General features: G+C 47.1%; 14 protein-coding genes. 8 read left to right on the top strand and 6 right to left on the bottom strand.

From position 1 onward, the window contains the following. Position 1 precedes the first annotated feature (1 nt). The 3 genes from QUA47_RS19190 to QUA47_RS19180 all read left to right on the top strand — a co-directional run bounded on the left by QUA47_RS19190 (position 2) and on the right by QUA47_RS19180 (position 5581). On the top strand, positions 2-790 hold the full coding sequence (locus tag QUA47_RS19190) for an SDR family oxidoreductase (protein WP_333431908.1): 789 nt from the start codon (positions 2-4) through the stop codon (positions 788-790). A 288-nt stretch (positions 791-1078) separates the two neighbouring features. After that, the gene (locus QUA47_RS19185; RefSeq protein WP_333431907.1) at positions 1079-4012 is read left to right on the top strand and encodes a CHAT domain-containing protein; all 2934 of its coding nucleotides are present in this window, start codon (positions 1079-1081) and stop codon (positions 4010-4012) included. A 90-nt stretch (positions 4013-4102) separates the two neighbouring features. Further along, positions 4103-5581, top strand: coding sequence for a hypothetical protein (locus QUA47_RS19180; RefSeq protein ID WP_333431906.1), 1479 nt, complete (start codon positions 4103-4105; stop codon positions 5579-5581). A gap of 250 nt (positions 5582-5831) precedes the next feature. Here the strand turns inward: QUA47_RS19180 and QUA47_RS19175 are convergent, their stop codons facing one another. Beyond that, positions 5832-6611, bottom strand: a complete 780-nt coding sequence (locus QUA47_RS19175; RefSeq protein ID WP_333048915.1) for a photosystem II S4 domain protein — start codon at positions 6609-6611, stop codon at positions 5832-5834. 171 nt (positions 6612-6782) lie between these two features. Here QUA47_RS19175 and QUA47_RS19170 point away from each other — a divergent pair, with 171 nt between their 5' ends. Together QUA47_RS19170 and QUA47_RS19165 are read left to right on the top strand one after the other, a co-directional pair. Next, positions 6783-7829, top strand: coding sequence for a site-specific DNA-methyltransferase (locus tag QUA47_RS19170; protein WP_333431905.1), 1047 nt, complete (start codon positions 6783-6785; stop codon positions 7827-7829). Beyond that, positions 7826-8557 (top strand): PaeR7I family type II restriction endonuclease, encoded by a 732-nt coding sequence (locus QUA47_RS19165; RefSeq protein WP_333431904.1) that lies wholly within the window; start codon positions 7826-7828, stop codon positions 8555-8557. Before QUA47_RS19170 ends, QUA47_RS19165 begins: the two co-directional genes overlap by 4 nt. Before the next feature lie 55 nt (positions 8558-8612). Here QUA47_RS19165 and QUA47_RS19160 read toward each other — a convergent pair whose 3' ends face one another. Together QUA47_RS19160 and QUA47_RS19155 are read right to left on the bottom strand one after the other, a co-directional pair. Further along, positions 8613-9203: a Uma2 family endonuclease gene (locus tag QUA47_RS19160; protein WP_333431903.1), complete on the bottom strand. Its 591-nt coding sequence runs from the start codon at positions 9201-9203 to the stop codon at positions 8613-8615. A 77-nt stretch (positions 9204-9280) separates the two neighbouring features. Further along, positions 9281-9787, bottom strand: a complete 507-nt coding sequence (locus QUA47_RS19155) for a hypothetical protein (RefSeq protein WP_190663783.1) — start codon at positions 9785-9787, stop codon at positions 9281-9283. Between the two features lie 290 nt (positions 9788-10077). On the opposite strand from QUA47_RS19155, the gene serA reads away from it, so the two are divergent. Both serA and prmA read left to right on the top strand, forming a co-directional pair. After that, complete coding sequence (serA, locus tag QUA47_RS19150) at positions 10078-11661, top strand: phosphoglycerate dehydrogenase (RefSeq protein ID WP_333283914.1); 1584 nt, start codon at positions 10078-10080, stop codon at positions 11659-11661. A 184-nt stretch (positions 11662-11845) separates the two neighbouring features. Beyond that, positions 11846-12736 carry a 50S ribosomal protein L11 methyltransferase gene (prmA, locus tag QUA47_RS19145; RefSeq protein ID WP_333431902.1) on the top strand — a complete coding sequence of 297 codons (891 nt, stop codon included), beginning with the start codon at positions 11846-11848 and terminating at the stop codon, positions 12734-12736. A gap of 54 nt (positions 12737-12790) precedes the next feature. On the opposite strand, the gene QUA47_RS19140 is transcribed toward prmA, so the two are convergent. Beyond that, the gene (locus QUA47_RS19140; RefSeq protein ID WP_333431901.1) at positions 12791-13384 is read right to left on the bottom strand and encodes a hypothetical protein; all 594 of its coding nucleotides are present in this window, start codon (positions 13382-13384) and stop codon (positions 12791-12793) included. Between the two features lie 453 nt (positions 13385-13837). Further along, positions 13838-14155 carry a thioredoxin gene (trxA, locus tag QUA47_RS19135; protein WP_333431900.1) on the bottom strand — a complete coding sequence of 106 codons (318 nt, stop codon included), beginning with the start codon at positions 14153-14155 and terminating at the stop codon, positions 13838-13840. 73 nt (positions 14156-14228) lie between these two features. Between trxA and fabG the strand changes: the two genes are divergently transcribed. Beyond that, positions 14229-14993, top strand: coding sequence for a 3-oxoacyl-[acyl-carrier-protein] reductase (gene fabG, locus QUA47_RS19130; protein ID WP_333431899.1), 765 nt, complete (start codon positions 14229-14231; stop codon positions 14991-14993). Between the two features lie 82 nt (positions 14994-15075). On the opposite strand, the gene QUA47_RS19125 is transcribed toward fabG, so the two are convergent. Continuing rightward, on the bottom strand, positions 15076-15531 hold the full coding sequence (locus tag QUA47_RS19125; protein WP_333431898.1) for a GTP pyrophosphokinase: 456 nt from the start codon (positions 15529-15531) through the stop codon (positions 15076-15078). Positions 15532-15665: the final 134 nt, after the last annotated feature.

The raw sequence follows: 15665 nt of genomic DNA, 5'->3' as shown, positions 1-15665 counted from the left end.
CATGCCGACTGCTTTAATCACTGGTGCTTCTGGCGGAATTGGTGCAGCCTTTGCCGCCGAATTAGCCAAACGCCAGCACAATCTAATCTTGGTAGCTCGTTCCGAAGATAAATTGCAACAGTTAGCTGCTAAACTGCAACAACAATTCAAGGTTCGGGTAGAAGTAATCGTGCAAGATTTGAGCGCACCGGGCGCTGGAACTGCTGTATTTGATACGGTTGTTAAAAAAGGTTGGACGGTGGATTTGTTGGTTAACAATGCGGGTTTTGGCGATTACGGTGTTTTTGCCGAGCGCCCGCTTGCGAAACAACTAACAATGGTGCAACTAAATATTGTAGCATTAGTGGAACTGTCGCACTTATTTTTGCAGGGAATGCGGCAGCGAAAATCAGGAAGTATCATCAATGTTGCCTCCATCGCAGCTTTTCAAGCGATGCCGTACTTGTCGATGTATGCAGCAACTAAAGCTTTTGTTTTAAGTTTCAGCGAGGCGCTTTGGGCGGAAAACAAAGATTTAGGAATTGGCGTTTTATGCCTTTGTCCAGGGCCGACAGAATCGGACTTTTTCGCAGTAGCTGAATTCCCTCAATCAATGGCATCCAGCAGCGGGCAAAAACTCGTTCCCGCAGCGGAAGTAGTGCGAGATGCTTTGAAAGCTTTAGACAAAAATGAGTCTAATGTTGTCACAGGGGGAATTCCCAATCAAATCATCGCAAATCTGCCTCGATTGATGCCGCGAGAACTTTTGGTGAAGTCGGTAGAAAAGGTGTTTCGGGCGAAAGAGGAATAATCGCGATCTTTGACAATATAAATAAACCCACCCCCACCCAAGGACAAACATTCGATCGCCCCTAACCCAAATTTTCCCAAAAGTCGATCGCCCCTAACCAAAATTTTCCCAAAACAATCAAACATCCCGATAATTCTGTAGGGGCGGGTTTTACCAACCATCCCCAATTCCCACCAACAATCTAGATAAACCCGCCCCCACCCAAGGACAAAAATTCGATCGCCCAAAACCGATGAGTTTCACCGATAATAAATTAATGGATCAAACTATCCCAAATCCCAAATCGCCATGAACTCCGAACGCCAACAAGCCTATCTCAACCTGATAAATCAACTGCTAACCTGTCCCCGCGGCGAAGAAGCGGAGGTATTAGAGACTCAGCCGGAATTGCTGGATGATGGCTTGGTGGCGGCAATGCTAGAAGAGGCTGATAATCTCAGAGAACAAGGCGAACTAAATAACGCTAATCGGTTGATGAATTTTGCAGGGCTACTGCTTGGAATGAATGACAACACCTCAGTGGCAGTTATCCGAGAACGAGAAGCAGACAGACTGTTAGAACAAGGAAATCAGCAGTTTAACATTAGTCAATTTCGAGAAGCTTTGCAGTCTTGGGAACAGGCATTAACTATCTATCGGGAAATCGAAAATCGCCAAGGAGAAGCTAATTCCCTCGGCAATTTGGGCACTGCTTACAATTCCCTAGGGCAATTCCACAGGGCGATCGAATTTCTGGAACAGTCTTTAGCAATTTCACGGGAAATAGGAGATCGCCCAGCAGAAGCTAATTCCCTCGGCAATTTGGGCATTGGTTACTATTCCCTAGGGCAATACCACAAGGCCATCAAGTTTTACCAACAGTATTTAGAGATTTCACGGGAAATAAAAGATCGCCCAGGAGAAGCTAATTCCCTCGGCAATTTGGGCAATGCTTACCATGCATTAGGCGAAGACCACAGGGCGGTCGAATTTTACCAAAAGTCTTTAAAGATTTCACGGGAAATCGGAGATCGCCAAGGAGAAGCTATGTCCCTCGGAAATTTGGGCAATGCTTACAATTCCCTAGGGCAATACCACAGGGCGATCGAATTTATCGAACAACAATTAGAGATTTCACGGGCAATCGTAAATCGCCAAGGAGAAGCTATGTCCCTCGGGAATTTGGGCTTAGCTTACGATTCCCTAGGGCAATTCCACAGGGCGATCGAATTTCACCAACTGTCTTTAGAGATTGAACGGGAAATCGGAAATTGCCAAGGAGAAGCTGTTTCCCTCTACAATTTGGGCGATGCTTACTCTTCCCTACGGCAATACCACAGGGCGATCAAATTTTACCAACTGTCTTTAGAGATTTCACGGGAAATCGAATATCGCCTGGGAGAGTCAATTGCTCTAAACAATTTGGGATGTACTTTACTAAAAAACAATCAACTTGCTGAAGCTGAAACAGCATTACGTGCCTCAGTCGAAATTTATGAAACTATGCGTTCAGAGTTAGTAAATAATGATCATAAAGCCTCAATCTTTGAAACCCAAGTATCTGCCTATCGCCTGCTGCAACAAGTCCTAGTCGCCCAAACTAGATTTGATGAAGCCTTAGAAATATCTGAAATGTCCCGCACCCGTGCCTTCGTCGAGTTATTGCGACAAACCTTATTAACAAATGATGTGCCAGCGAATGACGAAACAAATCAATTATCAATTCCCCAAATCCAACAAATTGCCCGCGACAGAAACTCCACAATAGTTGAATATTCGATTATCAATCCAGAAATTTACATCTGGGTAATTCAACCAAACGGCAACATCACCCATCGCGCCGCCAACCTCGAACCCCTCAACCAACAAAACCAAACCCTCAAACAAATCATCCTCAAAGCCCGCGTCTCCATCGGCACCAATGAAACCGACGACGAAGGCAACAAAATTCAGCTAGAATCCCAGTACAATCGAGACGAAACAGGCCGCTTTCCCCTATTGCAACTCCTCCATCAAATCCTGATCGAACCCATCATCGACTTGCTGCCCGTTGATGCCAATTCCCCCATCCTCTTCATCCCTCACTACGACTTATTTTTAGTTCCTTTCGCCGCCTTGCAAGATAGCAACAACTGCTACCTAATCGAAAATAATACCATACTCACCAGCCCATCCATCCAAGTATTAGAAATCACCCGCGAACATCAAAACCGAGTGCGAGGATTGAGACAAGCCGCCCTAATTGTCGGCGATCCAACCATCGCCGCAAAATTCAACGAACACCCCTACAAACTCCGCCAAAACCCCAGAGCAAAAGAAGCCGCCGAAGCCATTGCCGCAACTTTAGGAACCGAAGCAATTAGCGGAGAAAAAGCCACAAAAGTCGCCATTTTAGAGAGGATGCTAAACACCCGCATCGTCCATTTATCCGCCCACGGACTCCTCGACGATTTCCAAGGTTCTGGCATCCCTGGCGCGATTATTTTAGCACCATCAGGAGACACCGACGACGGCGCGCTTAACGCCACAGAAATTCTGCAATTAAAACTCGATTCCGAACTCGTAGTATTAAGCGCGTGCAGCACCGGAGGCGGTAAAATCACCGGAGATGGAGTCATCGGATTGTCGCGCTGCTTCATCCTCGCCGGAGTCCCCAGCATCATCGTTTCCCTGTGGAATATGGGAGCAATTTCAGCCAAATTACTAATGACTGAATTCTACCAAAATTTAGCACGGGGCGAGAATCGAGCAGCCGCCTTGCGGTGTGCTATGCTAACCACAAAAGCTCGATTTCCGAGTCCCATAGCTTGGGCTGCATTTACCTTAATTGGCGAAACCGAAACTTTACCCCTGTCCACTGAAAAGAGTAATTTAAGGAGATTAGTAATGTCACTTCCCGATGATGCCACACCGGAAGAAATTGTGGCAGCTTTCATTAAGTTATTGAAAATATCCGAGCCGCAATTTCTCAAAGAATTATCAGCGATTGATGTTGGTTCGACCGATAATATCAATATTATCGCTCAAACAATCAAGGATTGGTGTGAAACTAGACCTCAAATAGAAGAAAATTTAGAGAACGAAATTTATCAAATGGGTGCGGGCGGCGGTGATAGCGATGCACCGGAGGAAATCGTCAGGGAGTTTTATGAAACACAGAAGGAAAATCAGATTCGACAGGGTTTGCCTCTGTCGTCTGCGCCGCCTACACCGCCAACAAATAATCCACAAACACCTTCCTAGGATAGAAACCATAAAAATTTTGTGGGCTGGGCATCTTGCCCGCCCCAAATATCTGATAGAAATACTCGAAAACATCTCACAAAATTGATTATGAGCCAAGAATGGCCAATTAAAAATCCCACCATTACCCTCTATCCTTTCCACCTGCGGGATGATAGGGACGAAGGCTATAAGCAAGTAGCAAAAAATGCCCAAAATTTGTGGGAAAATCTAGCTGATAAGGTCGGCAAAGAATTTAACATCAACGAACTAAAGTCCCTCAGAGACAAGCTAATTTGCTACAAAAACGGCGTCTATTATCCAGAGGGCGAAGGGGAAAATCTGACTCGGGTAAAATTGCTGATTCCAGATGGTGGAAAAACTCTGAAGTTTCAGCCAATTACTCAGCCAGATAACCCGAAACTTGATGGTTCTATCAATGCTCTGCGACTTCAGGATACTTACACTGCAGACGTGACATTTTGCTATAAAAATGTCACAATGAAAGTAGCGGACTTAACTCGATTAAATCCCCAAGGTTGCTTGTTGCCAAATGCAATTCAACCGTCTCTGGGACAGACATTATTATTATACGCCGCACCAGCAGTTTATAATACTTACCGGAAACTAGCTGACGAATCGGTTAAAGCTTTTGTACAGGATAAACAGCCAGCATCAGTAGACTTTCGCGCCGAAGGAAAGTTATTCGGGAGTCAGATTTTTGAGTATGAAAGCCGAGAAGATGATGCGCGTCAACGGTGTCACATTTTAGTATGGTTGCAAGACAATCCCCGAACTTGGGAATTCGCAACCTCGACGTTTAACTTTTACTTGATGAATCTGCTGTGCTCTCGCGCTAAAATTGTATTTGTGTATGGCGAAGCTCGAAAAAATTATCGCCAAGCACAGCAAATAGTGGGCGAGTTAGAAAAGAAGCTTCGCGAATTGGGTGCAATAGAAAGCGAACAAAATCGACAAGTTAAGTTGCAGAAGTTAAAGGAGTTGCTGGCTGAAGTTCACACTAAAATGTGGGCTTTTGCTCAGCAGGTGCGATATTTGCAAGAAGACAGAAATACCATTGATACTAATGCTGAAAATTATGGTGAGGCGTTGACAAGAATTAGAGGTTTGTGCATCCCAGGCGACAATCTGGATTTTTGGCAGAGGTTTCTAGATTTAGCTGAGGATAAGTATCAGCGGCAAAGTGAAATAGATTTAAGCTACCTGATTGCTAGTCAAAATTTGTTCCAGCAGTCGATATCTACTGTGCGGGGGATGGTGGAAATAGAACAGGTGGAAGTGGACAGGGAACAGATGGAATTATACAATAAACAGGAAGACAGGGAGAAAAGGCGCGATCGCCAGCTTGAGAATATCATCTTTTTTGTCGGAACTGCGATCGGTGGCGGACAAATATTTTCGGCCGCCTATCCTCTAATTAAGGATAAACCGATTCAATGGCAACTCGATTTTTCTCTACCGCTGCATCCCTTTTTTGCGACAATTATCTGGAGTCTGCTGTTTGGCTTACTATTTGGCTGGTTAATGCTGGGTATCGCCGTGTGGGTAAGGAAAACTTTTCCCCGATAATTTGGATTTAGGACTTACGCATAAAACCAAAAAAACCGGGTTTTTCGGGGTTTTTGGGTGGTATAACTCATAGGTTGCAGCATTCTTAAGAACAGGCAAGATGCCTGTTCCACAAAGAGTCAATTTTTTGGGGGGAGTAGGGGTTGGGCATCTTCGCCTTAGCATTCTTAAGAACAGGCAAGATGCCTGTTCCACAAAGAGTCAATTTTTTGTGGGGAGTAGGGGTTGGGTCGAAGATGCCACCCATAAATTACAAATATCGAGTTAACTGGACTCGATAGCGTTCCTTCTTAGTAACAGCAACTTCCCCAATTTCCAATCTTCCCTTGCCCGTAACAGCAATTAAATCTCCAGACTTGACATTATAACTAGCTTGAGTAACGTCTTTCCAGTTAACTCGCACGTCGCCACTATCAATTAAATCGGCCATTTTGCTGCGAGACATTGCGAATCCAGCCGAGGCTACAGCATCCAATCTCATCGATGCTTCAACGGTGGTCATTTCTTTCTTTTTGGGTTCTCTAATTTTTAGTTCGCTCAACTCAATGCGCCGCGTTTGTACAGGAACCGATCGCACTTGCTGCAAACTCATCTCCAAATACTCTACCATCTCCGGCATGACAATGGCCTGCGCGCCGCGTTCTCCCAAAACAATCACATCGCCCGTTTTCTCGCGGACAATTCCCGTACCCAACATCGCCCCCAAAAAGTCGCGGTGAGAAGCTGTATCGAACAAGAAATTGCCAGCGATTTCTACTGCAGCAACGTTAACGCTAGCAGAGTCGATCGGGATATCCGATCGCGCGATCGCAATTCTTTGTCTTTCAGCTTGCGGGTAGCCGCCCCAAGCCACTAATTCCACGTCTGTTAACCGCTTAAATACCGTCAGAGTGTCCGCCAATTCTGGAGGCGACAGAAAATCAGTCAGAGTAACTTCCCAAGTTTTAATTGCTTGTTCCGCTTGGTCGATCGCCCGCGCCACACATTCGCGGTTTTCGATGCCTTTTAACAGTTCTTCTCTTTGTAACATCAGTTAATGCTAGATTCTAATTTGAAATTGCCAAAGCTTGCTGTAACTACAAAGTCTACTTTTTTAACAGTCGCACTACTTTAATTATAGTCTAAGATAATCCAATAACGAACTTATGATTTTTGGGACTCGCAAAGCTGATATGATGAACATGATTATTGTACCAAATGTATGAAGTCCTCGAGTTTAAGCAAGGTTAATATTTCAACGCGGTTGCTGTGTCCGGAAGCAGCCGAACCGTTGAAACAAGCGCTACAGGATAAAAGCCTTGTACCCGAGGAAGCAACGGCATTACTAACAGCAGACGAGCAACGCGCCATTCCTGCCATCAGCAAAAATAAGGCGTTGATCCAGGAAATTCAGAATCGGGTGCAGGGGTTGCCATCTTTCCATTCCCTGCTACAGGGCGATAGCCGAAACTTGACACATATTCCCGATGAAAGCGTACATCTGGTAGTCACATCGCCCCCGTACTGGAATTTAAAAGAATATCTCAAAAATCTCAACCAGCTTGGCGAAATAGCAGACTACGAAAAGTTTTTGCAGGAGCTCGATCGAGTATGGCAGCAGGTATGGCGGGTTTTAGTCCCCGGCGGACGGCTGGTGATTGTGGTGGGCGATGTCTGTGTTGCCCGCAGGCGGTTTGGCAGGCACATGGTATTTCCCCTGCACGCGAGTATTCAGGAACACTGTCGCCATCTGGGATTTGATAACCTCGCACCGATTATCTGGTACAAAATCGCCAATGCTTCCCTGGAAGCAGCCGGGAATGGCACGAGTTTTCTCGGCAAACCTTATGAACCCGGAGGTGTGATCAAAAACGACATCGAATTTATCCTGATGCAGCGCAAACCGGGCGGCTACCGCAGTCCCACTCTCACAGCACGGGTATTGTCCGTAATACCGGAAACTCTCCACCGACAGTGGTTTCAACAGATTTGGCAGGATATCAAAGGCGCTTCCACCAAGCAACACCCCGCCCCATATCCTTTGGAACTGGCAGAACGACTGGTGCGGATGTTTTCTTTTGCAGGGGACACGGTACTTGACCCATTTATGGGGACAGGAACAACCTGCGTAGCCGCCGCCAACTGGGGGCGCAACAGTATCGGGGTAGATGTGGAGCCAACTTACCATCAGCTAGCGCTGAAACGGATGCAGGAGACGTATGGCTTGCGCGTTGTCTATGACAGAACGATGGGGGAGGTTGCTGAATGACGAAACAGACACCCATCATCCCCGATGATGTGTTCCAGGAGGCGGTGCAGGGTTTCTGGGATACCCGCATCGCCCAGGCACAAGCCCAGGTGCTAGCTGGCAAGGTTGACCAGGGGAACCGCAGTGCGGTGACAGGCGGCAAGCAGATGGACGGTTTCATCCTGACGCTGACTAATTTCTTGCTCGCTGTAGGTGTTCCTCAAAACCATATCCATGTTAAAAAAAGCCTAACCGTTATACCGGGGTTCTTCCGCCCGACCAAGATGTACGACTTTTTGGTGGTAAACCGAGAAAAACGGCAACTCAAGGTAGTCATTGAGTTGAAGAGCCAGGTTGGCAGCTTTGGCAACAACTTCAACAACCGCACAGAAGAAGCGATGGGGGCTGCTCTGGACATCTGGACAGCTTACCGGGAAGGGGTGTTTGGCGCAGCACCTCCGCCACCGTGGTTAGGATATCTGTTTGTTTTGGAAGACAGTCCTGCCTCGCGCACCCCGGTACAGGTTGCTGAACCGCATTTCGCGGTTATGCCAGAGTTTAGAGGCGCCAGCTATGCTAAACGCTATGAACTGTTTTGTCAGAAGATGGTGCGGGAAAGGCATTTCACGGCTGCTTGCTTTTTAGTGACAGGTCGCGAACAGGCAGCACAAAATCCCAACTATACGGAGCGATGTCCAGACTTGTCGGCCGTCAATTTTTTGCAGCAGCTTATCCGGCACGCGCTGTAGAGTAAGTAACAGATTTTATCGAGCCGCCACAGCACAGGAAAATGCTTTTTTTAAATTACAAAATATCACTTAAATCCAAAACAAAACCGGGTAATACATCTTCACCTGACAGAGTTGCAGGCGCCTCTAAAATTTCTACTTCTCTACCTTGACGGGAGATTTCTACTTTTCTATTTTTGCGATCGAGCAACCATCCCAACCTGGCTCCATTTTTCACGTACACTTTCATTTTAGCCCGCAATTTTTCTAGCGAGTCAGTGGTCGATCGCAATTCCACCACAAAATCGGGACAAATCGGCGCAAATTTCTTTTTTTCTTCAGCAGTTAAAGCATCCCACCTGTCGCGCCGAATCCAAGCAGCGTCGGGAGAAATATCAGTACCGTCGGGCAGTTTAAATCCAGTTGAAGAATCAAAAGCAATTCCCAAATGCTTATTTTGACGGCTCCAAGATTGAAGTTGATACGATAAGTCTATGTTGAAATTACCCGTCTCGCTACCCGTAGGTGGCATAATAATTAATCCTCCACTAGCAGTGCGCTCAAATCTCAAATCCCGGTTGTCTATACACAACTTAAAAAACTGCTCGTCAGTTAATTCAAGCGTTAATTCTAGGGGAGAATGTAGGGGGATAGTTTGTAATTCCATAACTGCCTTCAAATATTACACGAGTTGACAGTCAACAGTTAACAGTTAACCGTCAACAGTTGACTGTCAACACAGAACTAAGTCTCTGTATAACCTTGGATATTTTCCGGTTCAAACTGCTGCAAAATCTTCGCAGCTTTCCCAGTCAAATCATCAGTACCCTTAACCGCAATCAAAAATTTACCCGCATTCAAACGGTTGCGGTAGGGCAAAGCATCGCCGCTGCCAAAAGCCATACCCCCGGCTCCGCCAACAACAAAGCTGCCCATCCCGCCGGCGATCGCACCCAGCACTCCGCCGATCGCGTGATCGCCAATTTCGCCCGCCCACGCAAAAGTCTTCAACTGAGTCATCAGACTGAAAGTAACGCCAGCAATAAAGCCAAACGGCACCAGCCAAACAGCCATGAGTTTAGCTTGTTTATTCGCTTGCTGGTTGGGGTCGATCAAGCCAAATTCATCAGCAGTTTTGTAGCCGCGGCCCAAAATGCTCACTTGCTTCATGGGCAAGCCTTCTTTTTCCAGAGCACTGTAGGCAGCTTCGGCTTGAATTCGATCGGGCAGTACGGCGATAAGATAATTCATTAGAAAACAATTCCTGATAATTAGGCTTGAATAGCCAAAGTCTATTATAGCCCGAAAAGACATACTAGCTAAGCAGTTCGGGGATTTTAACGCGGTCAGAGAGTCCGATCGCCCGCAAAGCTAAAATATTTCACGGAAAAAACGGCCGACCTTGACCGAATACAGATACAATTCAAACTGCACAAAGGCAAGCTTGAGCTGAGCTGTTAGATACTGCTCTAAGTCATAAGTCTCAACTTTGAGCTCGCCAACGCTCGGTCTATTTTTACTATTGCACTCAATTGCTTGCTATGCCTAAAGTTCTAGTATCCGATCCGATCGACCAAGCCGGAATTGACATCCTCTCCCAAGTCGCGCAAGTTGACGTAAACACAGGACTCTCAGCCGAACAACTGGTAGGAATTATTGCAGATTACGACGCTTTAATGATCCGTTCAGGCACCCAAGTTACCAAAGAAATCATTGAAGCCGGGAATTCACTCAAAATCATCGGCAGAGCCGGCGTCGGCGTAGATAATGTCGATGTACCCGCCGCTACCCGCAAAGGAATTGTAGTCGTCAATTCCCCCGAAGGCAACACGATCGCCGCCGCCGAACACGCGCTCGCCATGATGCTCTCGATGTCCCGCCACATCCCGGAAGCTAACGAATCCGTCAAAGGTGGTAAATGGGAACGCAACCGCTTTATCGGCGTAGAAGTTTACAAAAAAACCCTCGGCATCGTCGGTTTGGGCAAAATCGGCTCCCACCTCGCGGCCGCAGCCAAAGCAATGGGCATGAAACTGCTGGCCTACGATCCCTTCATTTCGACGGAAAGAGCCGACCAGTTGGGCTGCCGCTTGGTAGAACTAGAACTGCTGATGCGCGAATCCGACTACATCACCCTGCACATCCCCAAAACGCCGGAGACCCTGCACTTAATTAACGCGGAAGTGCTGTCGAAAATGAAGCCCACGGCCCGCATCATAAACTGCGCCAGAGGCGGGATCATCGACGAAGCAGCCCTCGCAGAAGCCATCAAAGAAGGCAAGATCGCCGGTGCCGCGATCGACGTTTACGAACACGAACCCCTCGAAGCCGATTCCCCGCTGCGGACTGTCGGCCAGAACATCGTGCTGACGCCCCACTTGGGAGCATCCACAGCGGAAGCTCAGGTGAATGTGGCGATCGACGTGGCTGAACAAATTCGCGACGTGCTGTTGGGACTGCCCGCGCGATCGGCTGTCAACATACCCGGAATTTTCCCAGACTCGATCGAAAAACTCAAACCCTACCTGCAACTCGCCGAAACCCTCGGCAACCTCGTCAGCCAGCTAGCCGGAGGCCGAGTCGATTACCTCAACGTTCAACTGCAAGGCGAATTGGCCACCAACCAAGGTCAGCCCGTAGTCGTCGCCGCCCTCAAAGGCCTGCTCTCCCAAGCCCTGCGAGAGCGCGTTAACTACGTCAACGCCAGCATTGAAGCAAAAGAGCGCGGAATTCGCGTCGTCGAAACCAGAGACGCCTCAATTCGCGACTACACCGGCTCCCTGCACCTCTCGGCCAAGGGAACCCTCGGCGAACACACCGTGACAGGTGCAGTGCTCGGCGAAAGCGAAATTCGGATTACCAGTGTTGACGATTTCCCGGTCAACGTTTCCCCCACTCACCATATGCTGTTTACCCTGCACCGCGATATGCCGGGGATTATTGGCAAAATTGGTTCCCAATTGGGCAGTTTTAATGTCAATATTGCCAGTATGCAAGTAGGCCGTAAAATCGTGCGAGGCGATGCGGTGATGGTTTTGAGCCTCGATGACCCTCTACCAGAGGGGATACTGGCTGAGATCCTAAAAGTTCCGGGAATTCGGGATGCTTACACGGTAAATCTTTGACGGATTTTGGAGTTTAGATTTTGGATGCAAGGGCTGATAATTGGTAATGGGTAATTGGTCATTGGTCATTGGCAAGAAAGCGGGAATTTTTCTATTAGCCAATCCTCCTTCCTCACTCCCCTGTTCCCAGTCTCCAGTTCCCCTGGGCCAATCTACAATCTAAAATCTAAAATCTAAAATCGTTATGGCACATAGCTGGTGGGAAATTAGAATTCTTTGCGATCCGGCGCTGGAAGATATCATCTTTTGGCGTCTGGAACGATTTAACTGTCGGGGAACTGCTACTGAGATCAAAAGCAATTCCTGCCTGATGTCGGCTTATTTGCCCGAAGAACAGGCAGGATTGCTGGATTTGGCCGCTCTGTCTCTGTGGCTGCGCCAAGATGCTCTGTGTGCAGGTTTGCCCCTACCTGCGATGCAGTGGGATTTGATTGAAGACGAAGACTGGGGCAGCACTTGGAAGGAGCACTGGCAGCCTCAAGAAGTGGGCGATCGCTTTTTAATTAATCCGGCTTGGCTGCCGCTACCGACTGATACCGATCGCCTCATTTTGCGTTTAGATCCGGGTGTGGCTTTCGGTACCGGTGCTCACGCTACTACTCAACTTTGTCTGGAGTCGCTGGAAATGCGGCTAGGTTTTGATGACAGCAAGTCCGTAGTTGCCGATATCGGCTGCGGCTCGGGTATTTTGTCGATCGGCGCCGTGTTGTTGGGCGCTACAAAAGTTTATGCTTTGGATACAGATCCTTTGGCAGTGCGATCGACCATTAGCAACAGACTACTCAACCGCGTTAATTCTCAGCAGTTAGTTGCAGAGCTCGGAAGTATCGATCGTTTGAAAGAAATGGTAGATGAGCCGATCGACGGTTTGATCTGCAACATTTTAGCAGAAGTAATCATTGATTTAATCCCGCAGTTCACGGCAATTAGCAAACCCACTACTTGGGCCGTGCTCAGCGGCATTTTGCTCGAACAAGCTAAGCCAATTGCTGACACTCTCGAACAGCACGGCTGGATTGTGGCTACTCTGTGGAAGCGCCAAGATTGGTGTTGTTTTAATATTCGGCGGAATTAACAATATGGTAATTGCTAATTCCTAATTGCTAATTGGTAATTTTGAGTTCATGTTTCATCTTTGGGAAGTGAATTTAAATAAATCTCGCACCTGAAAATAAACCGCGCCAGCCCAGTAAAAACTATTCACCAAAATTAACAATGTTTTTCCAGCATAAGAATTAATAAAACCAAAAACGCGGTAAGTTGACAGCAGCACTAACAACATTTCAACCATAGAAACAATTGCCCCGTAGTGCTTCCTATCCCAATAAGAAATCGGACTGATAAAACGGTAATTGCTGAACGGAAAAAAGTGTCGGTGAGCGTCGTCATTGTGGACAGGCAAATCTCCCAGAGAGTGTAGTATCATGCTGATAAACAGAATTTGCACACTTTTCCAGCCAAAGTAATAAGCAATTAGCAAACCAATAACCGCAAGGGGAATTGAATGAAACAGAGCCACAATATTTTGCACAAAAGGCTCATAATATGCTTTTGACCAAATTGTAGCTGCGGGCAAGCGAGCAATGTATTTCGCCCAAAAGTAAAATAAAAATATCGGAATATCCGGCAAAATTCCGCCGATAACAATAATTAGATTAGCTTGCGGCAGTTGCGGTTTGCCGAGAATTGCGAGATTGATAATAGCGTGGCTGGGAGTCTTCATCACAAATTTGGGTAGAACCCCCGTCCTTTTAGGACGGCTTTATATTAGAATGTAATTGGTCAACGACCCACCCGAGACGATGGATCAAACAGCCTATACGAGCGAAGTTCAGCCTTGTGCTGGCGGCGAAGCAAAATCGGTAGACCGGGAAAAGAGGATAGGGCAATGGAAGTCTAACCCTAGAATCAAAACTACGAAGAATTCCGTTTGGTATTCGACACGTAAAAACCGCAGGGCTTGCGAGGTTAGTCTGTGGAGCGAACATAAGACCAAAACTCTTTGATGGTGGAGGCAGTTGCGAAGAAGCAGAAACTTAAGTCGCGAGGCTTAAGAATCACCGTACCTTCAGGTCGGTGAGTATGTCAAAAGTAGGGTGCGTCAACTAGGATTATCTTATTCATAATTAATCAGATATGAGCTGACACACCCTACGCGTGAGATAAGTGGCTCGTACTACAAGAAAGGTTGCACTCGATCGATCAACTGCGCCGGTTGCATAACTCCCTCAATGCGATCGACCTCAGCGCCATTTTTGAACAGCACCAAAGTCGGCAAAGCATAAATGTGATACTGCGACGCCAAGTGTTCGTACTTATCCGTGTCAATTTTGACAACCATGAGCTTGTCTTTCATCTGACCGCTCACTTGCTCCAAAATCGGTGCCATCATCTGACAAGGCCCGCACCAAGTAGCGTAAAAATCTACCAACACCGGCAAGTCAGAGCCCGATAGTAACTCTTCAAAACTGCTGAACTGTTTTTGAACTGCCATAAGACAAAATAATTTTTTGGGTTCTGGCTCGATTTTAGTGCAAAATTCTCTGGTAGATTGCGAGGATACAATTATGGAATTATTGCCAGAGAATTTTCAGAGATTGCGGGGTCAAGTTGCTGTCGTGACCGGTGCGTCGCGGGGAATCGGCCGCGCCGTCGCTTTAACACTAGCAGCAGAAGGCGCTAAAGTCGCCGTCAACTATGCGAGTTTGAGTGCTGCTGCTGATGAGGTGGTAGCAGAAATAGTCGCTGCTGGAGGAGAAGCTGTGGCACTTGCAGCAGATGTCTCGAAAACTGACCAAGTAGATTTACTCACCAGTAATGTCATGGAAAAATGGGCACGAATTGACATTTTGGTGAACAATGCAGGGATTACTCGCGATACTTTGCTGCTGCGGATGAAGTTGGAAGATTGGCAAGCGGTAATTGATTTGAATCTAACCGGCGTGTTTTTGTGTGCGAAAGCTGCCAGTAAAATCATGCTGAAACAGCGAAGCGGCCGAATTATTAATATTGCTTCGGTTGCTGGGCAAATGGGCAATCCGGGACAAGCTAACTACAGTGCGGCGAAGGCTGGGGTAATTGGGTTTACTAAAACTGTGGCGAAAGAGTTGGCGAGTCGCGGGATTACTGTGAATGCAGTTGCACCGGGTTTTATCACTACAGATATGACTAAGGATGTCAAGTCTGATGAAATTTTGAAGTATATTCCGCTGGGGAGATACGGGGAAGTTGAGGAAGTTGCCGGGATGGTGAAGTTTTTGGCGGCGGATGCGGCGGCGGCTTATATAACGGGGCAGGTTTTTAATGTGGATGGGGGGATGGTAATGGCTTAGGATTTCGGGATTTTTTTAACCGCAGATATCGCACAGGCAAGATGCCTGTGCCACGATGAACGCGGATATTTGCGGTTAATAATTATTTTAAGGCGGCACGCAACTGACTGAGGACTTTTTTGTATTTTGCAATCCGTTGAAAATCTGCCTCTGTGGGATTGGCGATGCGACGAATATCGAGGTTATGAGTAACATCAGCGATCTTGACTCGCAGTGCGATCGGGTTGGCAATCACACGTTCTAAATAAGCTGCATAAGCTTCTCCTTCTATTTTGGTAATCGCCGCGATCGCCGAGACTAGAACTTCAGGAAAACCTTCGCTTCTAAGTTGCTCAAGTGTAAGTTCAGAATCTTCGACCGCATCGTGTAGAACCGCTACGATTTTTTCCTCTATAGAGTTTACATTTTCCATTACAAATAGCGGATGATCGAGATAGGGATTGCCTGCCTTATCAACCTGCCCCTCATGAGCTTTTGCGGCGATCCCGATCGCCCGTTGTAGTAATGATTCGTACTCTGAATTCGTATTTGACAACATAGTACAGAAGTTCTCTATTAAAGTTTCAGTGCCCTCGCGGGGAAAAGGTAGTGTGTGATATCATGTCCGGTCGATTGACCGTGATATAATAGTGAGGAACACTACCTCCGTCAGATAAAGAATGCCGAAACGAA

Origin of the sequence: Microcoleus sp. MON2_D5 (genome assembly GCF_036701905.1) — a bacterium.
GTDB lineage: Bacteria > Cyanobacteriota > Cyanobacteriia > Cyanobacteriales > Microcoleaceae > Microcoleus.
Note: the sequence above shows the minus strand (reverse complement) of the source record. Positions and strands in the feature narration are given on the sequence as shown.